Consider the following 22,384-nt stretch of genomic DNA (forward strand, 5'->3'; position numbering starts at 1 on the left):
CCCTCGCGGGTATTGGCGAGGACTTAAGAGGATCTTGCGGTGATCTTGTGCGTACCTGGAGCGACTACTCGGATTCGGCCGCAGGCTGCGCGATGGCAACGGTCAGTGTGTCGGTCGCGGTCTGCTTGGCGAACTCGTTGGAGGTCGGGGTCGTCTGCACCAGGAAGTCGTAGGTGAACTGCACGGTGACGTGGGTCGCTGCGTCGTCGACCGGGCCGACGTTGAAGGTCTGCGAGTAGCTGTACGGGTCGAGCACGAGGTACCCGGGGCTGACACTGGATGCGTCGACCTGCGGATCGAGAGGTGCGAACGTCGTGTCTTCGTTGGCGCCGAATGCGACCATGGTGGCCTTCTGCAGGTAGACCTTCTGGCCGTCGTCGGGGGTCACGGTGGTCACCAACGAGATGCTGATGGGCTTGACGGCGCCGGGAGTCCATCGATCCATCGCGAGCGTCGACCAGTAGTCGACGCTCGCGACGACGGCGCCGGCCGTAAGCTCGCGGGCAGTGCTGCCACTGGCGAGGTCGTTGGGCACGGGCGCTGCGACGCTGACCTCCGGCTTCGGGGATGGGCCCGCCTGCTCCTGCGTCCATGGCGCGGGTCCGCACCCAGCCATAGCAACGGATGCTGTCACGGCAGCGACGATCACAACGGCGCGCCGGATACCTCGAGTATGCATTCTTCTCCCCTACCATGCCCCTGCATGGCTCGAGGTAATCCTATGCCGCTGGCGGGTCGATCCCGCCCCATGCATAGCTGAGTGCGGTGCGCGGTCGCATCGTGAATGATTCTCCGGTGGGGTGATGCAGCGCGAAGTCGTCTTGCTGTCGGCGGCTGATCCTCCATCCGCCCTGGTGCAGCGTCATGTGGTGATATCGACAGAGCAGAATGCCGCGATCGATGTCGGTTCTGCCGTGGTCGCGATCCCATTCATCGATGTGATGTGCTTCGCAGTAGGACGCGGGGCGGTCGCACCCTCGCCATCGGCAACCGCCGTCGCGGATGGCGAGGGCGATGCGCTGTCGTGGGGTGAAGAGCCGCTGTTCGCGGCCGACATTGAGTGGATTTCCGTGTGGATCGAGGGTGACCGACACGATTCCGCTGTCGCAGACGTGCTGTTCGGCCACGGCCGCCGGCATCGAGATGAGGTGGTCTTCGGTGTGCACGACAGGCGCACCGGCACCGTCGGCGTCTACCACCTGCACGAGGCGCACGCCGGCTTGGCGCGTGCCGAACACGCTCTCGGCGTCGGCGAGAGTTCCTGTGCGCAGCACGTCAATGATCAGGTCGTAGGCGAGCTGGTCGTTCGTGCGCGGATCGTCGATGAGTGACGCGGCGCGTGCCTTCTCGTCGGGGTCCACGAATCGCGGTCCTCCGCGGCGCGGACGCAAGACTGCCGCCATCATCGTCTCGACGAACACTTCGCCTTCGTCGTCGAAGGCTATCGACGCGCGCTTCTGCCCGTCTTGCCCGCGATAGATGCGGAACGATCGGTTCTCGTACCGTGCGAGGAACCGCGCTTCGGCGCCTTCCGGGTCGAGCATGTCACGGATCGTCCGCGCCGCCTGCGCCAATTCTTCGACCGTGCGCTGTCCCGCCTCGCCGACCAGTTGCCGCGCGGCCTGCGCCCACGCTGCCCTGTCACCCATCTCGTCGCCGCTCCCCGCACCGGCCTCGGGCGGTTCCCCCAGTCCGCGCCGAATCGCGTCGAACTGCGCCGACGTCATCTGCCCATCGCGCATCGCGTCGCGCAGCGGCTGGAACCACGGCCCCCGCTCAGCCGCGCCATCCCAACCGACCGCGCCATCCGAACCGGCCGCGCCATCGATCAGCGCTTCACCGACCCGTGCGGCCCTGTTCGCCTCGGCCTTCGTCGAACCGGTCACGTCTTGAATCAATGATGCTGCCGAGCGATGCCCCTGCGTTGCTGACAGCCCCGAATGCCCACGCTCGCGCGAAGACCGCATCGCGATCACTCCGGCGGCCGCCATCTGGACCTGTTCTACCTGCTTGGCCAGCGCCGCTGTTTCGGCGAGCACGTTCAGCACCTCGGCATCTGACATAGACGCGATCGATGCCCGCGCGCAATCGGCATCTCCGACGTCGGCCCCGCACCCGCGCAGGGTGGGGATCAATGCCGCAACATCATCGAAAAGTGCCATACTTAATCATCTCAGAGGCCACCGACATTCGGACAAAGTTTCCCACTTATGTGGATAACTCTTATCCACTCCCCCGTAAACTCGATTCCATGCCCCGACCGTCTGCGCTTTCGATCACGGCCCGGGTTCTACTGGTCCCGTACATCGTCGGTTTGGCGCTCATCGTGTGGTTGCCAGCATCCGCTGCCTCTCGCGTGACGGGGCTCGCGTTCCGCGCTGCGCGAGTCTTCGCCGAGTACACCGGCATCTCGCTGTCGACGAGCTACACGCTGTTCGAGTTCCTGGCGAACATCGCGCTGTTCGTCCCGTTCGGCATTCTGCTGACCGCCGGCTGGCCGCGCACGAACACCTGGTGGATCATTCTGCTCGGCTTCTCGGCGAGCGCAGCTATCGAGCTCGTGCAGACGATGCTTCCCAGTCGCTATCCGACGCTGTCGGACGTGATCGCGAACGCACTGGGGACGATCATCGGATGCCTGGTAGTGAGGCTCTTCCTCCCGACCAGGGTCGCCCGCAGCCAGCCCGTGCGCGCACAAGCATAAAGCGCCCTGCTCGCGGCGCCGATAGGCTTCGGTCGCTGAGCCTGTCGAAGCGCCCGAGGCCGCGAGCTCGGACCCTTCGACAGGCTCAGGGATCGACAGGCTCAGGGATCGACAGGCTCAGGGACCGCGTTCCTTTCCCTATCGGCGCGACTCTAATCTGCGAGCCCCGTCGTCCACTAACGTGAGGTCTATGGCAACGAAGTCGGCGCCACCGAGAGCGCGTAAGACCGGAGTCGCGATGACCGTCGTCATGGCGCTGCTGGTCGTTGCGCCCATGATCGCGCTGAGCGCCTCTCCCCTGCATGTGAACAGCAGCCTCTGGTATCTGGGAATGCTGCCCGCGCTGATGGGGCTCTTCACTCACCGGCGGCTGGCGCTCGCGGCATCCGTTCTCACTCCTCTACTCATGGGCGCAGCCCTCCTGCTGCGCGATGACCCACTGCTCGGCGCGCTCTTCATGGCCGCGATCGGCGTCGGCACCGGGCTGTCGGCGGCGCGCGGATGGCACCTGATGGGTGCGTTCGCAGGACCGCTGGTGGCGTACGCGCTCATCGGTAACCTGCATGTCGCTCTCCCGGGTGACACTGTAGCCGCGGATGCTTCGCTCGTCTCGGGCCTCGTCACGATGGCCTATGTCGCTGCCGGCGGGCTGTGGACGACGCTGATGGGTGCGTTCGTCATCCGAGCGGTGGGGGTGAAGACTCCGCGCTCAGTGCCCGGTCACACCGCACGGCACTTCGCTGCGGCGCTCGGAATCCTCATCGGCGTCGCGGCGTACGTCTGCATGCAGTGGCTCGATCCCGCGTCGTGGTGGATCATCCTCACGTTCTTCGTCGTCGTGCAGCCGTACTACGCCGATTCCGCCAGGCGGATGCTCGAGCGCGTGGGAGGGACCTTCGCCGGTGCCCTCATCGCCGTGATCGTCGTGGCGGCATTGCACGACTTCCCCACCGTGATCACGGTCATCGCGTTCGCGCTCACGCTCGGCGCCGCCTACGCGAACCTCAAACTGCCCTACTGGATCTTCGCGATGCTGCTGACCCCTGCCGTGGTGCTCCAGACGACGGGGACCACCCACGATCTGCTCTTCGCAATCGGCGAGCGCGCCCTCTACACGCTCGTCGGCGCCGCAGCCGCGATCATCGTGATGTCGGTCGGGCACATGTACCTCGGCATGCGGATGAAGCGTCGGATCAGCTAGGGCGCGTCTCCCAATAACGTGGCCCAGGTGAGGCAAGCGTGGAGGACTGCTCCGGCACGGTAGGTGATGAGCATTGCGCCGTCGTTGCGTTGCCCACCGGTGACGACGATCGCTAACGGGAGGCCGTTGCCATCGACGGCATGATGGATCTTCGTCGTCAGCCCACCACGCGAGCGGCCGATGCCGTGGCCTGCAGGCTCGACGTCATCGATCGGCAGGTTCTTGTGATTCGATACCGCCGCCTGTGTCCTGGTCAGGGCGGGTCGTGTTCGTCGCGTGCTGATGCGCACGCGCGATCGTCGCATCCACGGACACATCCCAGTCACCCAAGCCCGCCGCGTCCGCACGTGCGAGCAGTGCCTGCAAGATCCGATCCCAGGTCCCGTCCCCGGCATAGCGGCGGTGCCGCTTCCAGATCGTCTGCCACGGCCCGAACTCAGCTCGAGGCACATCCCGCCATGGAGTTGAGGTCCTGAACCGATAGACGATTCCGTCCACGACACGACGATCGTCCTCGAAAGGTCGCCCACGTCGCCCTGTATTCGAGGGCAGCAAAGGCCCGATCACCGCCCATTGAGCATCACTCAACCGACGCGCACGAGAACCCACAACTGAAGACACGCATCCAGCTTCGCCGATCAATCACGTCCCATATAGGAGACACGCCCTAGAGCGCTCTTCGGCGATGACGTGGTCTATCTGCTCGCCGCGGTCAACCTCGTCGCGCTCGGCGGGCTGGCCGAGTTGATCTCGAACCCGCTGTTCGGCGCGCTCTCGGACCACACGTTCACGGGGTCAACCCGGGTGTCGCCGTAGTGAGCTCATCGATGCCGTGTTGCATGCACGCAACGCCGAAGAGATCCCCACCGCGCTGTAGTCTCGTCCCGTGCGTCTGGGAATCCTCGACATCGGCTCGAACACCGTCCACCTGCTCGCCGCCGATGCGCGCCCAGGTGGGCGGCCGCTGGCGACGACGAGCGATCGCAGCGTGGTGCGCCTGATGCGATTTCTCACCCCAGAGGGCGCAATCAGCGAGGAGGGCGTGCGAGCACTGGAAGCCGCCGTCACCCACGCCCGGCAGATCGCCGAAGCCGAGCGCGTTGAGACGCTGCTGGCCACGGCGACCAGCGCGGTGCGCGCTGCGCTGAACGGCGAAGAGGTCATCGCTCGCATCGAGGCGGCGCTCGGCCAGCCGCTGCAGGTGCTCACGGGGGTCGAAGAGGCCGAGCTCACCTTCCTCGCCGTGCGGCGCTGGTTCGGGTGGGATGCCGGACGCATTCTGCTGCTCGATATCGGCGGCGGCTCGTTCGAGTTCGCCGCCGGCGGCGATGAGGTGCCGGAGGTCGCGGCATCCGTTCCCCTGGGCGCGGGGCGCACGACCGTGCAGTTCCTGCCGGAGGATCCACCCGGTGAGGATGCTGTCGAGCTGCTGCGCGCGCATGCTCGCGAAGTTCTCGCGCCGGTGACCGAGAAGCTCAATGCCCTTCCCTCCCCCGATCACCTGGTCGGATCCTCGAAGGCGATCCGCTCGCTGGCGAACCTCGCCGGACGCGAGGTGTCGGGGCTGGGCTTCGATCGCACGGTGATGTCGCGCTCAGCGCTGAAGTCGTGGATTCCGCGGCTCGCTCGTATTCCGGCATCCGCTCGTCAGGAACTGCCGGGCATCACTCCCGACCGCACGTTCCAGATCGTCGCGGCCGCGGTCTGCCTGCACACGGCGATGAAGATGCTCGACATCGACGAGCTCGAGGTCTCGCCATGGGCGCTGCGTGAGGGCGTGCTGCTGCGCTACACCGAGTCGATGACGTGGGGCGGCGTGGGGATCTGAGTGATCGCCCTGTCGCGTTAGATCAGTCCGCGCTCCAGCGCGAGGCGCACGGCATCCGACCGGTCTGATGCGCCGAGTCTGCGATAAAGGGTCCGCAGCTGCGACTTGATGGTGTTCGGTGAGACATGGAGTCGAGCGGCGATCTGCGGGATCGATTCTGTGGTCAGCAGCTCGGTCAGCACGATCCGCTCGCGGGGCGTGAGCGGATCGTGCGTTGCCAGGGCAGCGAACGGGTCTCCCAGCGCAGCATCGAGCACGTCGCGATTCGCGTCCGACAGCAGTTCGCCGAGTTCGAACCGGGGGATGAAAGCCAGCGGCGAGACGAGGCGATATCGCTGAAGCACGTGGATTGCGCGGTACGCCAGCTCCCGGGCGCCGCCGGCGTTGCCCAACCTCTTGTGCGCGACCGCCGAGACGAGCAATCGCTCCGCGAGTTCGCGCGGCGGTGCCGCATCGGCGTTTCGTTCCACCGGCAGGAGGGCGATCGCGCGCTCTGGATGCTGGGTGGCGAGATGAAGTCGTGCGCGAGCGAGGATCGTGGCCGGCAGAGGCTGCGCCTCGTCGAGCACCCGCCGCGCGGTGCGAAGGTCTCCCGTGGCGGTCGCCAGGTCCGCGTGAATCGCGCGGAGCCTGCTGGTGAGGATGGCGCTTGCCGGACGTCCATGATGATCGCGCAACCCGAGGGTGAGCTCGTCGAGGCCGGCGGCAGCGTCGTCCGTTGTGAGGCGGATCAGAGCGCGAACCCAGAGGATGGTGGGCCAGTGTTCTACGACGAGGCCGCCGTTCTCGAACGGGTCGAGGGCCTGCAGTGCGTCGGATGGGTCTCCGCGCTCGAGGTGCACGATCGCGCTGGCGATGTTCCAGCCGACGCCGTAGAGCGAGCGCGACCAGGCTTCGAGGTACTCGGGAGAGATCGAGCCGAGAAGCTCCCCCGCGGTCGGCATCTCGCCTCGGACGGCATGCGCATATGCAAGAAGACTCCGGCGGTGGCGCGTGCGACCGGGGTGCGGGTCCTCGTCGAGGATGTACCCGACCGCGATCGCGGTGTCGATGTGCCCGGCGAGCATCTTGGTGATCAGAACCTGCTGGAGTCCGACGTGAACAGTCGATCCGACCCGTGCTCGAGGTTCCGCCCCCATGGCGGCGACGTGGTCGACGATGTCATCTCCGACGATCGCGGCCTCTTCGTATCGGCGCGTGGCCCGAAGACCGGCGAATCTCGCGATCAGGACCAGAAGTCGGTCGGAGGGGTTGGCGGCGGGAGCCCGAGTGCTCAGCTGCCGGATGCCGATATCGACCAGGTGCTGGAGTCGACGGGAGGGACGCGCTTCGCTCTCGCTGAGCATCACGGCGTGGCTGATCGCGAGAGTGCCGTGCTGTTCCAGCCTCTCCAGTGGCACGGTGTCGAGCAGGTGAATCACTTCTGCATTGCGGTGCTGGCTGAGTTCCGAGAAGTTCTCCGTGAAGAACGGCCAGACGTCCTCGTCCCGCCCGGCGGCGAGGAGCAGCCGGATGACGTCGACCGGGTCGCCCCACGCAGAGAGGCGGGATGCCGCGACGCTGCGTGCCCGGCGGATCTCGGTGTCGTCAAGTTCGGTGAGCAGCTGGCGTGTCAGGGATGCGGCGACGAGTGAGTGGAAGGCGAAGATGCGGCGACCGCTTCTGCTGTAGAAGCGGCCCAGCCCGTCTCGCTCGAAATCTTGCACCAGGGACCAGGCGTCGTCACGACCGCTGAGGGCTGCGGCCAGTGGCGCGTCGACCTCGGGCGAAAGCGCGACGAGACGGGCGACCTGCTCGTGCTCGACGTCGGCGAACGTCGGGAGCAGCTCCCGGGCTGCGAACGCGCTGACGGCGCTGACGATCTCTGATCGTTCCGCACTGCTAGCGCCAGGGCTCCGGTCACGAAGTGCCGTGAGCGCCAGCCGCGTCGCAAGGGCGTGCCCGCGAGTGACATCGTGCAGCACGTGCAGTTCATCGGGGAGGAGACGGCTCGTCACCTCGGGTGCCAACTCGGCGATCTCGTCGAAGGTGAACGCGAGTTCATCGGAACCGATCGCGCCGACGTCGAGCCGGGTGGCGACGAGAGGATCCTCGAGCCGGGTACGGGAACGTGCGGTTGCGACCAGTTCGAGCATGGGGGCTCGCTCGAGCACCCAGATCAACTTCGTCTGGGCGTTGTCCGCGAGCAGGTGCAGGTCGTCGAGCACCACTCGCACTCGCTCTCCGAAGGCGAACAGCGCCTCGACGAGCAGGCCCGGCACCATCGATACATCGATGGTGCCGCTGAGGAATGCGTTCAGCTGATCAGGTTCGGTCGATCCACGCTGTGCCACGACCGATGTGACGACACGATGCCAGAAAGAGTCGTTCGTGCCGCTGTTCTCGTCCAGTGCTATCCAGAACGTCGGCACGTCGTCACGTCGTTGCTGGACCCACGAGGCCACGGCAAGAGTTTTGCCAGCGCCGCCCTCTCCTCGAACGATCGCCACCCGGCCTAGTTGATCCAAGTGGTCAAGCAGACGCTGGCGGACGAGATAAGACCGTCGGGGCGCTCTCGAGGGCGCGTCGGGCGTCGCGCCCTGCTCACGTGCCTCGATCATCGTTGTCTCCACGTCTGGCCTCGATCAAGAGGCTTCGTCAAGAGGTCGACCGGGAAGTGGCCATGAAGTGCCGGCTTGGGGCAAGACCGGCGCCGCCGGCGCCAGCGCCAGCGCTCGACCGGACCCTACCCTAGCGGGCAGGAAGCATGGCGCCCCAGGCTGAGCCCGGCAGGCGCCGGGTCATACGATCGGTACATGCCCCGCACGCCCGCTCTCGTCGTCGCGGCACGTATCCTTCTCGTCCCGTACGTCGTCGCGCTGGGGCTGATCGTCTGGTTACCGGCCGAAGCCGCATCGGGCGCGACCGGCATCGTGTTCGAGTTCGCGCGGTTCGTGTCGGAGCAGTCGGGCGTCCCCCTGCAGACCAGCTATACGGTGTTCGAGTTCGTGGCGAATATCGTCCTCTTCGTTCCCTTCGGTCTGCTGGTGGCGATCGCGTGGCCACGCCTGAACGCGTGGTGGGTGATCTTGGCGGGCTTCTCGACGAGCGCGCTCATCGAGCTGGTCCAGTTGGTGGTTCCCGAGCGCGTATCGACGATCTCCGATGTGATCGCGAACACCCTCGGGACAGTCATCGGATGCTTCGCGATCCGCGGCATCCGATCCCTCTCGAAGGCCGCGAAAAAGTAACCCCAGACGGAGTTCTGCGGACGGGTCACGCTGCATTGCCCGCACCCGCCCTGAACCGTGCAGGCGGCGGATCGATCCCGCCGAAGGCGTAGCTGAGCACGGTGCGCGGTCTCAGCGCAAACGTCTCCCCCGATGAGCTTCGCAGGATGAAGTCGTCTTTGCCGTCGCGAGTGATGCGCCACTTGCCGTTGTGCAAAGTCATGTGGTGATAGCGACAGAGCAGGATTCCCCGATCGATATCGGTGCGACCATGATCTCGCTCCCACTCGTCGATGTGGTGGGCTTCGCCATACGATGCAGGTCGATCGCATCCGTGCCACCGGCATCCGCCATCACGCACTGCGAGCGCAATGCGCTGTTTCGGTGTGAATAGTCGTTGTTCTCGGCCCACGTCGAGCGGATTCCCGAACGTATCGATCGTCACGGGCACGAATCCGCTCTCGCACATCCGCTGCTCTGCCACCGCTTTCGGCACGGACATGGAATGGTCTTCGCTGTGCGCGACCGCGGCGGGGTGACCGTCGGCGTCGACGATCTGCACGAGCCGCACTCCGGCCTGACGCGTTCCGAACACGTTCTTGGCGTCTGCGAGAGTGCCGGCGCGGAGCACATCCATGATCAAGTCGTATGCGAGCTGGTCGTTCGTGCGGGTGTCATCGACGAGAGACGCCGCCCGCTCCTCCTCATCAGAGTCCACGAACCGCGGACCGCCTCGTCGCGGCCGCAACGCCGCGGAGAGCATGGTCTCGACAAACAGATCACCCTCGTCATCGAGCGCCATGCTCGCGTGCTTCTGTCCATCCTGATCTCGGTACGTGCGGAAGGATCGCTTCTCGAACCGCGCCAAGTACCGTGCCTCGGCGCCCTCCGGATCGAGCAGATCACGCACCGTGCGCGCCTGCTGCAGGAGTTCCTCCACTGTCCTCACGGCAGCTTCTGCGACGAGGTGCTCCGCGGCCTGCGCCCATGTCACGCGGATTTCTTCCCACGCTTCGCGTGAAGCTTCGCTCATCGCCCCCACACCGTCGATCGCCGGCGGCTCACCGAGCCCCCGCCGGATCGCGTCGAACTGCGCTGACGTCAGCGTTCCACCGCGCAGGGCGTGGTTCAACGGCTGGAACCACGGTCCGCGCGCAGCGCGTTCCTCGTCTCCCGGATGCAACCCGTTTGCCGGCAGACCGTCCAAGGGTGCAGCATCCGCCCCACCGCCCGCAGCATCCGCCCCACCGAACCATTCCGAGCGCCCGTCATCGAGCAGGGCCTCACCGACTCGCGCCTTGCGATTCGCGTCTGCCTTCGTCGACCCCGTCACGTTCTGGATCAGCGCCGCCGCCGACCGGTGGCCGCGCGACTGCGATAGCCCGGAATGCCCTCGATCGCGCGTCGAGCGCGCGGCGATCACGCCCGCCGCTACCACCTGAATCTGCTCGGCCTGCGTCACGAGATCAGATGCCTCTTGAAGAACTTTTACGACGTCAGCATCTGCCATCGCCATCAACGAGGCCTGTGCGTCTTCTGTCCCCTCACCGCCGGCAAGCTGCCCACGCAGGGTGGGGATCAGCGCCGCGACGTCGGTGAAAGTTGCCATACTTCATACTCTCAGCCACCACCGACATTGAAACAAAAGTTCGCAAATCTATGGATAACCAACTATGAAGCTCGACCCCGGTGCGGAGGGGGTGCACCGAGGTCGAGTTCTTCATCTCTCGCCGACGAGGCAGGCCTCATTCGGTCGTCTCTCGAATCGTAGGTTCGCCATCTGACATCGCGCTACGGGGGCATACCCCCTGATTCGCATCAGACCCTTCGGGTTTCAGCGAGCGCCGCCCCTAAAGCCGCCGCCGAGCAATAGTCACACCAAGGGTGACATCACTCGCACCCGACGCCGTCCCCATCACGGTCGAGCTTGCGACTGTAACCGGGATCGCCGGCATGGATCGGCGCCGCTCCCGCCGCGCGCACCGCATCGCAGTTCTTGTAGTACACGTCCGGCGCGGGAGCGGGCGCGGGAACCGGAGCGGGCTCAGCAGGCGCGAAGGGCACCGGCTCAGCCGGAGCAACCGGAGCAGGCTCAGCCGGCGCGACCTCGACAACCGGTGCGATCACCGCATACGCAGAGGTCAGCGCCGGCTCATCTGCACACGCCGCGAGCACTCGCGCGATGGCATCGCGCTCGGGCTGCGTGACCCATAGTCCGTAGGCGGCCTTCACCGAGACCTGACGCGCGACGTACTCGCAGCGGAAGCTCTTGTTCGACGGCAGCCAGGTCGCGGCGTCTCCATCGCCCTTCTGTGCATTGGCCTTTCCGTCGACGGCGAGCAGGTTGATCGGATCATTCGCGAACGACGCACGCTGATCAGCGCTGAGCGCCTGCGCACCCTTCTGCCATGCATCCGAGAGCGCGACGACGTGGTCGATCTGCACGAGTTCCGACGTGCCCTGCCCGCGCGAGAACCCGATGATGTTTCCCGTGAATGGGTCGTCCAGCGTGCCCGAGGTGACCTTGCAGGGTCCGGAGCGGACGACGCCTGTCAGCTGCGTGGCGAGCGTGTCGTTGCGGGTGTCGCATCCGTTGCGGTCCACGTCGAGCCAGCGTTGCCCGAACTCGTCGCGGTCGTATCCGGTCTTCGCCGCTCGTCCCTTGACCGGCAATGTCCCCAGCACCTCGAGCGCCGTGCGCCCCTCGGTTGCGGACGTGTCGGCGACCGTGCCCGCCTCGCCCGCGAATGCCACGAGTTCGTCGTCGGGAACAGCAGAAGCAGAAGGAGTGGCAGATGGAGACACCGAGACAGAGGGCGCAGCCGACGCCATCCCCGCAGGCTCCTCACGCGATGACCCGTAGACCCCGGCGCTGATATTGCCGGTGATGAGGAACGCGACGGCCGAGACAGCCGTGACGATCGTCGCCACCTTGCGGCTCGGGAACCGCAGCCAGGTCGGGGTGTTCTTGACGAGCGCGACGATCCCCGTGATGAGCACCACGAGCCACAGCGGGGCGAAGATCGGCGCGAGGATCACGCCGAGCAGGAGCACGCCGATCCCGATCAGGATCCAGGCCCAGATCGGCAGTCGTCGCCCCTGCGGGGCGGTCTGCAGAGCGGATGCCGCGGGCGGCGGCATCATCGACGCAGGTTGTTCGACCGAGTGCACGTGCGCGGTCCACGCCGCGCCGTCCCACCAGCGGACGTCGCCCTCATGGGCGGCCGAAGGGTCCGAGTACCACCCGGGAGGAGTCGATGTCATGTTGCCGTCCTTGAAGAGCGTCCGTGCTCATTCAAGCGCATAAAAACTATGCTGACGCAGCTCCGACCAGCCGCCCTCTCAGAACCAACCGCCCCGCCAACGGCCTGATGCCGCGCCGAGGACGTAGCGCTCAGCGGACGGGGAGCAGGTGACGCGGCGGCCCTTCGACGCGCGCGATCGCGATCTTGACTTCGACAAGTTCGTCGGCGACCCTGTCGATCCGCGCGCTCAGCTTCTCATCAAGCGCACTGATCTTGCCGTCGAGCCCGTCGATCCGCGCGCCGAGCTTGTGCTCCAGTCGGTTCTCGAGAAGATCCATCCGGTGCACCATCCAGCCGAACGCGCCGGCGAAGGCAAGCAGAATCGATACGATGCCGATCAGCACCGTGATCATCTCGACGGACATGTACACCCCTTCATTGTGCCTGACGGCTGCGCGATCCGGCAGTGCCCCGAGCGTAGCCGCGGCTTTCGACACCTCGAACACCAGAAGCCCGCAACGGGGGACAGATCTCCAATCTCAGCGATCGTGCAGAACCAGTTGAGTCAGCACTCCTAGGTGCACGAAGTCGTGATCAGATCTCGCACTCCGGCGCGGGCGGCTCCGGCCCCCTGCCTGCGGTGATGACCACCCAGGCGAGCCCGTAGGTCAGCGCCCAGAACACGAACCCGCGACGAACGCTGTTGCTCCATCCATGGGCGCCAGGAAATCGGCCTGCGTCTTCCGCCATTGCGGAACCACTCGAATCACGAGCAACATCCCCGCGAGACATGCCGTGATGACGCCCAGTACTGCTACGCTTCCCCGTCGTGCCCGTGCTTGATCAGTGCTCCGGCGATCATCCCGATCGGGATGCTGAAGACGATCCACGCCGCAACAGCCACAAGCACCCAGCCGGTCTCGTCCATGAGAATTCCGATCGTCGTGCTCAGAACCGTATGGCTGCGACGAGAAACGCCGCCACGGGGACCTCTCCCCTTTTACCGCTCCTATTCTTAATAGGGTGACTGAGATGATCCCCCACGGCATGACCCGGCGCGAACTGCGCGAACGGGCCGCAGCGCTCCACAAGAGCACAGAGCCGCGCATTCTGATGGTCTGCACGGGAAACATCTGCCGCTCCCCCATGGCTGAAGCCCTGCTCCGCGCGAGAATGGGCACCCCCGAAAAAGCCACCCACGCGGTGCGAGTGCACAGCGCTGGCACGCGCGCACTCATCGACAAGGCGATGACCGCCGACGCTCAGCAGCTCGCGGTCCGCAACGGCGCAGAAGAGAGCGACGTCGAGGCGCATCGCGCACGCTGGCTCGTCGAGCAGGTTGCTGAGGATGCTGATCTCATCTTCGCGATGGCGCGCGAGCATCGCACGACGGCTGTCGAGCTCGCCCCTCGCATGCTGCGCAAGACGTTCACGATCCGCGAGTTCGCGCGCCTCGCGAGTGCGCTCACCGACGATGAGGTCAAGAGCACAGCGGATACCGCGGGCACAGAGCCCCGCGCACGCCTCGCCGCCGTCACGGCACTGGTGACCCAGCAGCGGGGTATGTCACCGCATGCCGCTGACGATGATGATGTCATCGACCCGTACCGCCGCTCGCACGAAACCTATGAGCGCTCGGCTGCGCAACTCGTTCCCGCAGTCGACGAAGTCGCGCGCATACTGCGCGCGACGCTCGCCTAGCGCAGCTCAGGTCGTTCATCGCGTCCGTGCCCTATCGCGCGGTCACCCGGAACGATAGGTTCATCGCATGGACGACTACTCAGGAGCCGCTGCCGGAATAGGCATCGGCGTACTCATTTTCGGTTTCCTCGTGTACATCGCCACGCTCGCTCTCGCGTTGTGGATCGGCTACCTCATTATGCGCACGGCCGTGAAGAACGGCATTCTGCGTGCGGATGCGGAACGTGCACGGATGCACCCCGCCGCACAGCACGGGGCACCACCGACCTCCCCGCCCGGTTCCGGGTACTCGCAGTAGCAACAGAGAACTGGATTGGTCCACTCGCACGGTTCGTTGGATAGACCTATTGCCGCCAGTGAGCCGGGACGCTGGGAGGTACACCAGCCAATCGGATGGCTTCTGCCCCGGCCCTGTCGAATTTCATCCTGTCGAGCTGAGCTGACCCCGCCTCCGCGCGAGGTAATCTGCACTTCATGGGAACCATCGAGTACAACAGCTCACGCCCTCCGATCGAGGTTGAAGACGAAACCCTCGCGCACCTGAAGATCGTGATCGCAACGAAGCTCCGCCGTAACGAGAGTTTCATGATGACGTGGCTCCCCGATGAGAAGAACCCCGCGGGTCGCCTCACCATCTGGATGCACCCGAGCATTCCCCTCGTTCTCGCTTTCGAGAACGCCAAGATGTCGCCAATCGACCCGAAGAGACTCGCGCGCATGGTGGACCACCTCAACGCCCGCGGAGAGCTCGTACTCGACGAAATCGTCTGAAGCTGGTTGCGTCTAAAGAAGCCTCACCCGAGCTACGTCGCCCCGTTCCTTCTACTAGCGTGATGCTATGCCCACGGAATCGCCATCGCCCGCCGCGCGCAAGACCAGCGTCGCGATGCTCGTCATCATGGCGTTGCTCGTCGTGGCACCGATGATCGCGCTGAGCGCGTCGCCCCTGCGTGTGAACGGCAGCCTCTGGTACCTGGGCATGTTGCCCGCGCTCATGGGGCTCTTCACACACCGGCGACTCGCCCTCGCGGCGTCCATTCTCACCCCTCTACTCATGGGCATCGCCCTCATGCTGCGCGAGGACCCGATCCTCGGAGCGGTCTTCATGGCTGCCATCGGCATCGCAACGGGGCTGTCGGCGATGCGCGGGTGGCACGTGATGGGAGCGTTCGCAGGCCCGCTGGTTGCGTATGCCCTCATCGGAAACCTGCAGGTCACTCTTCCTGCCGGCACCGTCGTCGCCGATGCGTCGGTCACCTCGGGCCTGGCAGCGATGGCGTGTATCGCTGCGGGCGGCCTGTGGACGACGTTGATGGGCGCTTTCGTCATCCGGGCCAGCGGAGTGAAGACCCCGCGCTCGGTTCCCCGTCACACTGCACTCCACTTCGCCGCGGCGCTCGGAATCCTCATAGGCATCGCCGCGTACGTCTGCATGCAATGGCTCGACCCAGCCTCGTGGTGGATCATCCTGACGTTCTTCGTCGTCGTGCAGCCGTACTATTCCGACTCCGCGAGGAGGATGCTCGAGCGCGTGGGAGGAACCTTCGCCGGCGCGCTCATCGCCGTGATCGTCGTCGCGATATTGCACGGGGCTCCCGCGGTCATCACCGCCCTCGCTTTCGTACTCACGATCGGCGCCGCTTATGCCTATCTCAAGCTGCCCTATTGGGCCTTCGCGATGCTGCTGACCCCTGCCGTCGTGCTTCAGACGTCGGGGAGCACGCATGACCTCCTTTTCTCCATCGGCGAGCGCGCCCTCTACACACTGATCGGTGCCGCGGCAGCGATCACCGTGATGTCGGTCGGCCACATGTACCTAGGCATGCGAGCCAAGCAGAGCGCCGCATCCAACATTCACTGATCCCTGGCCCGGAACCCGGAAGAGAACTGTGCCTACGGCTCTATCACGGGGTCCGGCAACTCATCCCCGTAGAAGCGTTGCGTTCTTCGTTCTCACTCATGCGAGCAGACTAAGGCGGTGACGAGCGCTGCGCCCAGGGGCTTGCGCGGTGGAGCGGTCAGAGAGTGCAGCAGCGATGGCTCACTCTTCGCCAGCGCGGATCACACCTAACAGGTAAGTGAACACCAGCACTGCGCACAGAAAGATGAGTGCACCCCAAAGGGGTTCAAGCCCCCAGACAGTGCACGCGGTCCACGCCGCGCTGCACACTGTGACGATCGCCAAGAATCCGGAAAGCCGCCGGTGGTTTCCTGCTTCATTCAGAGACCTCGGACGAAACATGCTCAGCACCAGGGTGAACGCCGCTGACACGATCGTGATGCTGACGCTCACGACGTAGTCCCATACGTTCAGAATGACCATATCGATGTCGCTACCCGAGCAGCGTCCCGGCGACCGTCAGCAGCACGCCGGTTCCGTTGAACACGATGTGCACGAGGATGGCGGGCCAGATCCGCCCGGTGAAGACGACGAGCAACCCGCACACCAGCCCGACGAGAGTCAGACTCACTGCGGCGTCCGCCGACATCGCTCCAGCCAGATAGTGGGCGGCGACGAACAAAGCGGTGGATGCCACGACCGCGACGAACCCGCCGATGACGATGCCCGCCCGGTCATCGCCGGCGAACCGGCGCACGAGAGTGAAGATGACGACGAGCAGCAGCCCGCGGAAGAAGAGCTCCTCGATGACCGGCGCGACGATCGCCCCGCCGAGCAGGTCTTCGGCCCACCACAGCGGTGGCAGCGCTCCTTCGAGTGAGGGGTAGGAAGGCAACGCGCCTGAGCCTCCGAACGATACGGCCAGCCACCCTTGAATTCCACGCAGGATGCCGCCGAGCACGATGCCGTATAAGACATCCACCGCACGGAACTGCATCAGTCCGCGCGGAACACCACGGCGCAGCATCGCGAACAAGACCGCCGCCAGCAGCAAGGCCCACAGTACGAGCGTTCCGGCGAAGCCACCGAGCCATGCCCCGGCCAGCAGGCCGGCTCCGAGTGCCAGCAGAGCGATACCGAGAAGGTCGAGGTTCCATCGCCGCATCGACGATCCGCCGCGCCACCACGGGCGACGTCGCCCGGAGCGGGCGCGCACGCGCTCGGGCGCGGGAGTATCAGTGCTCATCGCCACCAGGCTACCGGTGCGCACAGGTATGCCGGTGGCCCGGCACAGCGGAGCACCTGTGGGACAATGACCCGGTACCCCGCGACCTTACGAGAGGCACCATGGAGCTCAGCGATTACATCCGCATCCTCCGCAAGAACTGGCTGGTGATTCTGGTCACGACGCTGGTCGGTCTCGCGGCTGCCGCGGGCTACTCTCTGACGCGTACGCCGATGTACGAGTCCCAGGCCGTCGTGTTCGTGCAGTCACAGGCCGGTGGCACCGCAGCTGAATTGCAGCAGGGGTCGAACTTCGCGCAGTCGCGCATCACCACCTATGTGAGCCTGGTACGTGAGCCCGTGGTCATGAATTCGGTCATCACTGAGCTCGGTCTCGACATGTCAGCTGATGATCTGGCCGAGAAGGTCGAATCCTCCAGTCCTCTTAACAGCACGCTGATCGAGATCACCGTCACCGATGCTGATCCCGTTCAGGCTGCTGACATTGCGAACGCTCTGGGTGCGAGCCTCGCGGCCGCCGTTGAGCGCATCGATACCCCCGCGGGGCAGGATGCCAGCCCGATCAAGCTCACTCGAGTGCGCGACGCTCTTGCAACGTTCACCCCCGTGAGCCCGAACGTGCCACTGAACATCGTTCTCGGCGTCCTCGTCGGCCTCGCGATCGGCATCGGCGTCGCGGTGCTGCGCGCCGTCCTAGATAACAAGGTGCGGTCGCCTCGCGACGTCGAGGCGCTGACGGATCGTCCCCTCATCGGTGCGATCCCGCACGATCCGAAGGCGAAGGAACGTCCGCTCATCCTTCATGCCGACCCGCATAGCCCTCGATCCGAGGCGTTCCGGTCGCTCCGCACCAACCTGCAGTTCCTCGAGATGGATGGCGGGCACACGTTCGTCATCACTTCGAGCATTCCCTCAGAGGGCAAATCGACGACAACGATCAACCTCGCCCTCGCCCTCGCCGACACCGGCAAGCGTGTTGCTCTGCTCGACACTGACCTGCGTAAGCCGAAGGTCGCCGAGTATCTCGGCATCGAGGGCGGCACCGGTCTCACCGACGTACTGATCGGCCGCGCACGCGTTGCCGACGTGTTGCTGCCCTGGGGGGGCCGCTCGCTGTATGTCTTGCCTGCCGGAAAGATTCCGCCGAACCCGAGCGAGCTGTTGGGCTCTGAGCGCATGCACAAGCTGCTCGACGCGCTCGGTAAAGAATTCGATGTCGTGCTCTGCGACGCCCCTCCGCTACTGCCAGTCACCGACGCCGCAGTGCTCTCGCGCGCGACATCAGGAGCGATCATGGTGGTTGCAGCCGGTCGCACCACGAACCACCAACTCGAAGGGGCTCTCGAGGCTCTCGAGACCGTCGGCTCGAAGGTCGCTGGCGTCGTGATGACGATGGTGCCGACGAAGGGCGCCGATGCATATACCTACGGTTACGGGTATGGCTATGGCGGTTACGGAACCTACACGCCCGATGCTCCCACCAAGGTGACGCCTAAGAAGAAGGCGGCTCCCTCGAAGGAGGCGATCACAGATCCCTCGACACCGGCCACAATGTCAGGTGACGAGTCAACGACCTTCGACGATCTGCTCAATCCTCGATGAGTCTGCAGCGTGAAGCGTAGGGAGCGCAGAGAAAGCGCGCCGAGACGATGGATAGTCGGCGCTGTCGTTGCTGTGCTTGCCACTGGTGCGCTCGCGCTGACCGCTCTCGCCTTTGCGCATGTGCGTTCTGCGCCAGAAGACGGCATCGTCGCCCCGATCCCCACGCTCACGCAGCCGAGCGATCAGACGGCGTCGCCGAGCCCTACGCCGACCGAGACCACCGCCCCAGCATATGACCGCTCGCAGGAACGTTTCTTGGCTGCCGCGTCGGACATCATCTGGCGCGGGGTTGCAGGCCAGTGCGGATCTGTCGAACCGCTGCTCGAGCGCTCAAGCGACGGAGGGGTGACGTGGACAGATGTCACACCGCGCTATCTCGGCATCGGGCAACTGATCACTTTGCTACCGTTCGCCGATGGTCAGGCCGAGATCGTTGCCGCGATGGGTGACAACTGTGACGTTCAAGCACTTCGAACTTTTACCCAGGGGCAGTTCTGGGAGTCGTACCCCGAAGTACTCGCAGCGTCTCAGTACGTTGATCCGGCTGATCCAGCGAGCATCGTGCGGCCTACTGGCGTGATGGCAGCACCGTGTGTCGATGCTCGTAGTTTGCGCAACGCCGGCGCGGTGCTCGCCCTCGTCTGTGAAGACGTCGCGTACGTGCTCGGCGAGGATGCGGAGTGGGTCGCGCTGGCGGCGACCGCCGCGACGGCCCTCGCTGTCGATGCCACAGATGTGGTCGTGGCGCATCGATCTGACGGGTGTACGGGAGTAGCGCTCACGCGCTACACCGACGCAGACCCGCAGGCTGCGCAAGACGCCGGATGCTTCGCCGATGCGGCCGCGCCACTGGCGCTCGCCGCGTCCGCTGCCGGCGTCACGCTCTGGAGCGGCGAAACCGTCGTAACTCAGTAACACACGAAACTTTGTGGAACCTTTGGTCTGGTAACGTGCATCCCGGGGAAGGATGCATTCAGTTTCATACTAGAAGGACACCTGTGACGTCGATCAGACGGACTAACGTTGCCTCCATTTTGGAGACCACTCCCCCACATCAGAAGGACTGGCGTCGACTGTACGCCCGCAACCTTCGCATCACAGATTTTTTCGTACTCGTTTGGGTCGTATTCGGCACCCAGATCGCCTGGCTGGGCTTCGCGGGTGCTTCCGTTCCGACGGACAACCTGCTCGGACTGCCGAATCTCTCCTATTGGACCTTTTCCGCTGGACTAATCGTCGTATGGATGTGGGCTCTGAGCCTTGTCGATTCTCGGAGCCATCGGGTGTTCGGCACCGGGACAACCGAGTACGTGCGTGTCGCGCGCGCAAGTTTCTCAGTCTTTGGCTGCATCGCGATCGTCGCATTCCTAACGAAAGTCGATGTCGCCCGGGGATACCTGCTCATCAGCCTACCGACCGGGATCATCACTCTGGTCTTCGTGCGCTGGTTATGGCGGCAGTGGCTCGTGTCGAACCGGCGAGCTGGCACGCACTCGGCCCAAGTCATACTGGTTGGGTCAGAGAGGTCCGTATTGAGCATCGCAGCCGAACTTCATCGGACTCCCGCCGCGGGCTATAAGGTGGTTGGTGCGTGTACGGCCACCGGCACAGTAGCCGCGGCCGTTCAGGGTGTGATCGATTTTCCCGTGCTAGGTCGGATCGATTCTGTTAGCCAGGCGCTGGAGACAACGGGCGCAGACACCGTGATCGTGACAAGCAGCGGAGACTTACCTCCGAACGGAGTCAAGGAGCTTTCTTGGGCACTCGAGGCAGGCAAGCAGCACCTCGTACTGGCGCCGAGCATTACCGACATCGCCGGCCCCCGGATACACACACGACCAGTGTCTGGTCTCCCGTTGATACACGTCGAGACTCCACGGTTCAGTTCGGGCCAACGCTTCTCTAAGCGCCTGACTGATATTTTGGGCTCACTGGCGCTCATTGTGCTCGCGTCTCCCGCGCTCGCCGCGGTGGCGATCGCCGTTAAGACAACCAGCACAGGGCCGTTGCTTTTCAAACAAGAGCGGATCGGCCTTGGTGGGGAAGCCTTTAAAATGCTCAAGTTCCGTTCGATGCGTGTTGGGGCAGACTCAGAGCTCGAAGGGCTGTTGACGAGCCAAGGAACGATAGAGCAACCTTTGTTTAAGGTAAAGAACGACCCGCGAATCACCCCTGTGGGAAGGTTCATTCGAAAGTACTCCCTCGATGAGCTCCCGCAGCTCTTCAACGTACTGAGCGGCACCATGAGTCTCGTGGGTCCGCGGCCGCAGATTGCTGCAGAAGTTGCGCTGTACACGGACGCCGCGCGACGTCGTCTGCTAGCAAGACCGGGGATCACGGGTCTATGGCAGGTAAGTGGGCGCAGCGCGTTGAATTGGGATCAAGCTGTGCGACTTGATTTGTATTACGTCGAGAATTGGTCCTTCATTGGAGACCTCGGAATTCTGTTGAAGACGGTGAAGGCAGTCCTCTCTCCCGGGGAGTCAGCGCATTGATCAAGTTCTCTGCCCGGCCCCTCCCGAGCGCATCACCAGGCGACCGTCGTCATGCGACCAGTACCGTCGCAACGCGGAGTCAGGTCCAGCTAAGCCGACGAGCACCGTCCAAATCATCCACGCGGAAATAACGAGAGATAGGAGAGGCGTGTCGAACCGCCCTTTCAAGCCGTTTGTGACCCTCACGGGCGAGTACCAGAATGTAGGAGACGGCGTGATTCGCCGTATTGCTTTGGATTGGGTTCGCGTCCCAGACAGTGACATTGTCGCTTACACCGGTGGAGCGCCCGATGACTGGATCGACCAAATGGCGCTATCCCCTTCTGATACGGTCATCCGGGGCGGTGTACGGGGGTTTTTCCCATGGATTTGGCGGATGGTGACTTGTAAGGCACGCCCCGTTTTGCTTACAGAGCCAGGCGAGATGACGCTCGCGCGGTATAACATGCCTCGCCAACTCGGGATCTTGGTCGCCGTGCTGGTCACACGCGCAAAACGCGGAATCGTCGTCCTGCCGCCCCGCGCTGTCACTCGTCGGACCGAGGCGTTGCCTTGGGTCCCGACGGTCCGAGTGCATCGAGCGATAAGCCGTCTGGCAACGTTCTCACTCTGGCGAGACGAATGGAGCTTGGCGAGAATTGGTTCCGGAGAAATCGTGCCAGACACGGCGTTCGGCGCAGAGATACGACACGCGATACCTCCGACCGAGCGCGACATTCTGTTCGTAAGCATGCGCGGGGCTCGCCCGCTACCCTCGAACGAGTGGTTTAATGCGCTTCGCGAGACCGCAGGTGTGTACGGCCTCGATATTATTGTGGCGGCCCAGGTAGAAGAGGACGATAGTAGAGCGGAGGAAATTGCGCTACGACTGGATGCAAATTTCCTGCCCTGGGATAGGAGCGGTATCGCGCGCGAGCAACAGTTGCGTGAAGTTTACGACAGGACGCGCGTCGCAGTCGCCGACCGTCTGCATGTGCTCATCCTCGCTGCGATGTCGGGAGCAGTTCCGCTGGAGATGGTGGACGCCCCCACGACCAAGATTTCGTCTCACTTCGCGACGATCGGAGTTCAATCCATAAGCTTCGATACACACGGGAAGCGTGCGCGCGAAATGTGCACTTGGCTGGCCGAACAGTACGACCGAGCGGACGAGGTTCAGGCAAGAATCGTGAACGCGAGAGGCACGATAACCGATCTGCAGCAGAGAATCGCGCAAGAACTCAAACTATGAAAGCAACTCCGGGCGGCACTCAGCGCACAGCGAAGGGCCTCGTAGTCGCGGGACAGGTGGCAGGAGGCTTGGCGCCCCTGCTA

The 22,384-nt window shown here is 64.5% G+C and carries 22 protein-coding genes and 1 pseudogene; 13 read left to right on the forward strand and 10 right to left on the reverse strand.

Going from position 1 to position 22,384, the window contains the following annotated elements:
* Positions 1–64: 64 nt before the first annotated feature.
* Together ACTU6U_RS01635 and ACTU6U_RS01640 are read right to left on the reverse strand one after the other, a co-directional pair.
* The gene (locus ACTU6U_RS01635) at positions 65–679 is read right to left on the reverse strand and encodes a hypothetical protein (protein WP_443467413.1); all 615 of its coding nucleotides are present in this window, start codon (positions 677–679) and stop codon (positions 65–67) included.
* A 40-nt stretch (positions 680–719) separates the two neighbouring features.
* Entirely contained in the window at positions 720–2,162 is a 1,443-nt protein-coding gene (locus ACTU6U_RS01640) for an HNH endonuclease signature motif containing protein (protein ID WP_443467414.1), read from the reverse strand.
* An 89-nt stretch (positions 2,163–2,251) separates the two neighbouring features.
* Between ACTU6U_RS01640 and ACTU6U_RS01645 the strand changes: the two genes are divergently transcribed.
* A complete protein-coding gene (locus ACTU6U_RS01645) occupies positions 2,252–2,704 on the forward strand; it encodes a VanZ family protein (RefSeq protein ID WP_443467415.1) in 453 nt (150 codons plus the stop codon).
* A gap of 190 nt (positions 2,705–2,894) precedes the next feature.
* Positions 2,895–3,905: an FUSC family protein gene (locus ACTU6U_RS01650; protein WP_443467416.1), complete on the forward strand. Its 1,011-nt coding sequence runs from the start codon at positions 2,895–2,897 to the stop codon at positions 3,903–3,905.
* Positions 3,906–3,970: 65 nt separating this feature from the next.
* Here ACTU6U_RS01650 and ACTU6U_RS01655 read toward each other — a convergent pair.
* Positions 3,971–4,526: pseudogene (locus ACTU6U_RS01655) on the reverse strand (IS5 family transposase); the annotation flags it as partial.
* Positions 4,527–4,595: 69 nt separating this feature from the next.
* Here ACTU6U_RS01655 and ACTU6U_RS01660 point away from each other — a divergent pair.
* Both ACTU6U_RS01660 and ACTU6U_RS01665 read left to right on the forward strand, forming a co-directional pair.
* A complete protein-coding gene (locus tag ACTU6U_RS01660; RefSeq protein WP_443467417.1) occupies positions 4,596–4,721 on the forward strand; it encodes a hypothetical protein in 126 nt (41 codons plus the stop codon).
* Between the two features lie 70 nt (positions 4,722–4,791).
* A complete protein-coding gene (locus ACTU6U_RS01665) occupies positions 4,792–5,733 on the forward strand; it encodes a Ppx/GppA phosphatase family protein (protein WP_443467418.1) in 942 nt (313 codons plus the stop codon).
* A 17-nt stretch (positions 5,734–5,750) separates the two neighbouring features.
* Here the strand turns inward: ACTU6U_RS01665 and ACTU6U_RS01670 are convergent, their stop codons facing one another.
* The gene (locus tag ACTU6U_RS01670; RefSeq protein WP_443467419.1) at positions 5,751–8,177 is read right to left on the reverse strand and encodes a LuxR C-terminal-related transcriptional regulator; all 2,427 of its coding nucleotides are present in this window, start codon (positions 8,175–8,177) and stop codon (positions 5,751–5,753) included.
* 351 nt (positions 8,178–8,528) lie between these two features.
* Between ACTU6U_RS01670 and ACTU6U_RS01675 the strand changes: the two genes are divergently transcribed.
* The gene (locus ACTU6U_RS01675) at positions 8,529–8,963 is read left to right on the forward strand and encodes a VanZ family protein (RefSeq protein WP_443467420.1); all 435 of its coding nucleotides are present in this window, start codon (positions 8,529–8,531) and stop codon (positions 8,961–8,963) included.
* 25 nt (positions 8,964–8,988) lie between these two features.
* On the opposite strand, the gene ACTU6U_RS01680 is transcribed toward ACTU6U_RS01675, so the two are convergent.
* The 4 genes from ACTU6U_RS01680 to ACTU6U_RS01695 all read right to left on the reverse strand — a co-directional run bounded on the left by ACTU6U_RS01680 (position 8,989) and on the right by ACTU6U_RS01695 (position 12,937).
* Positions 8,989–10,551 carry an HNH endonuclease signature motif containing protein gene (locus tag ACTU6U_RS01680; RefSeq protein WP_443467421.1) on the reverse strand — a complete coding sequence of 521 codons (1,563 nt, stop codon included), beginning with the start codon at positions 10,549–10,551 and terminating at the stop codon, positions 8,989–8,991.
* Between the two features lie 281 nt (positions 10,552–10,832).
* Positions 10,833–12,206, reverse strand: coding sequence for a GmrSD restriction endonuclease domain-containing protein (locus tag ACTU6U_RS01685; RefSeq protein WP_443467422.1), 1,374 nt, complete (start codon positions 12,204–12,206; stop codon positions 10,833–10,835).
* Positions 12,207–12,336: 130 nt separating this feature from the next.
* On the reverse strand, positions 12,337–12,612 hold the full coding sequence (locus ACTU6U_RS01690) for a hypothetical protein (protein WP_443467423.1): 276 nt from the start codon (positions 12,610–12,612) through the stop codon (positions 12,337–12,339).
* A gap of 169 nt (positions 12,613–12,781) precedes the next feature.
* Complete coding sequence (locus ACTU6U_RS01695) at positions 12,782–12,937, reverse strand: hypothetical protein (protein ID WP_443467424.1); 156 nt, start codon at positions 12,935–12,937, stop codon at positions 12,782–12,784.
* A 282-nt stretch (positions 12,938–13,219) separates the two neighbouring features.
* Here ACTU6U_RS01695 and ACTU6U_RS01700 point away from each other — a divergent pair, with 282 nt between their 5' ends.
* The 4 genes from ACTU6U_RS01700 (at position 13,220) to ACTU6U_RS01715 (ending at position 15,749) form a co-directional block, all read left to right on the forward strand.
* Positions 13,220–13,888, forward strand: coding sequence for an arsenate reductase/protein-tyrosine-phosphatase family protein (locus ACTU6U_RS01700; protein WP_443467904.1), 669 nt, complete (start codon positions 13,220–13,222; stop codon positions 13,886–13,888).
* A gap of 67 nt (positions 13,889–13,955) precedes the next feature.
* Complete coding sequence (locus ACTU6U_RS01705; RefSeq protein ID WP_443467425.1) at positions 13,956–14,186, forward strand: hypothetical protein; 231 nt, start codon at positions 13,956–13,958, stop codon at positions 14,184–14,186.
* Positions 14,187–14,362: 176 nt separating this feature from the next.
* Positions 14,363–14,659: a DUF7882 family protein gene (locus ACTU6U_RS01710; protein WP_443467426.1), complete on the forward strand. Its 297-nt coding sequence runs from the start codon at positions 14,363–14,365 to the stop codon at positions 14,657–14,659.
* A gap of 67 nt (positions 14,660–14,726) precedes the next feature.
* Positions 14,727–15,749: an FUSC family protein gene (locus ACTU6U_RS01715; protein ID WP_443467427.1), complete on the forward strand. Its 1,023-nt coding sequence runs from the start codon at positions 14,727–14,729 to the stop codon at positions 15,747–15,749.
* Positions 15,750–15,929: 180 nt separating this feature from the next.
* Here the strand turns inward: ACTU6U_RS01715 and ACTU6U_RS01720 are convergent, their stop codons facing one another.
* Positions 15,930–16,211, reverse strand: a complete 282-nt coding sequence (locus ACTU6U_RS01720) for a hypothetical protein (protein WP_443467428.1) — start codon at positions 16,209–16,211, stop codon at positions 15,930–15,932.
* A gap of 10 nt (positions 16,212–16,221) precedes the next feature.
* Positions 16,222–16,974: a CPBP family intramembrane glutamic endopeptidase gene (locus tag ACTU6U_RS01725; protein WP_443467429.1), complete on the reverse strand. Its 753-nt coding sequence runs from the start codon at positions 16,972–16,974 to the stop codon at positions 16,222–16,224.
* A gap of 101 nt (positions 16,975–17,075) precedes the next feature.
* On the opposite strand from ACTU6U_RS01725, the gene ACTU6U_RS01730 reads away from it, so the two are divergent.
* The 4 genes from ACTU6U_RS01730 (at position 17,076) to ACTU6U_RS01745 (ending at position 22,301) form a co-directional block, all read left to right on the forward strand.
* Positions 17,076–18,575: a tyrosine-protein kinase domain-containing protein gene (locus tag ACTU6U_RS01730; protein WP_443467430.1), complete on the forward strand. Its 1,500-nt coding sequence runs from the start codon at positions 17,076–17,078 to the stop codon at positions 18,573–18,575.
* 72 nt (positions 18,576–18,647) lie between these two features.
* Positions 18,648–19,490, forward strand: coding sequence for a hypothetical protein (locus ACTU6U_RS01735; protein WP_443467431.1), 843 nt, complete (start codon positions 18,648–18,650; stop codon positions 19,488–19,490).
* An 83-nt stretch (positions 19,491–19,573) separates the two neighbouring features.
* Positions 19,574–21,070 (forward strand): sugar transferase, encoded by a 1,497-nt coding sequence (locus tag ACTU6U_RS01740; protein ID WP_443467432.1) that lies wholly within the window; start codon positions 19,574–19,576, stop codon positions 21,068–21,070.
* Positions 21,071–21,218: 148 nt separating this feature from the next.
* Complete coding sequence (locus ACTU6U_RS01745) at positions 21,219–22,301, forward strand: polysaccharide pyruvyl transferase family protein (protein ID WP_443467433.1); 1,083 nt, start codon at positions 21,219–21,221, stop codon at positions 22,299–22,301.
* Positions 22,302–22,384 lie beyond the last annotated feature (83 nt).

This window comes from Microbacterium zouquanmingi (assembly GCF_052266695.1).
Lineage (GTDB): Bacteria > Actinomycetota > Actinomycetes > Actinomycetales > Microbacteriaceae > Microbacterium.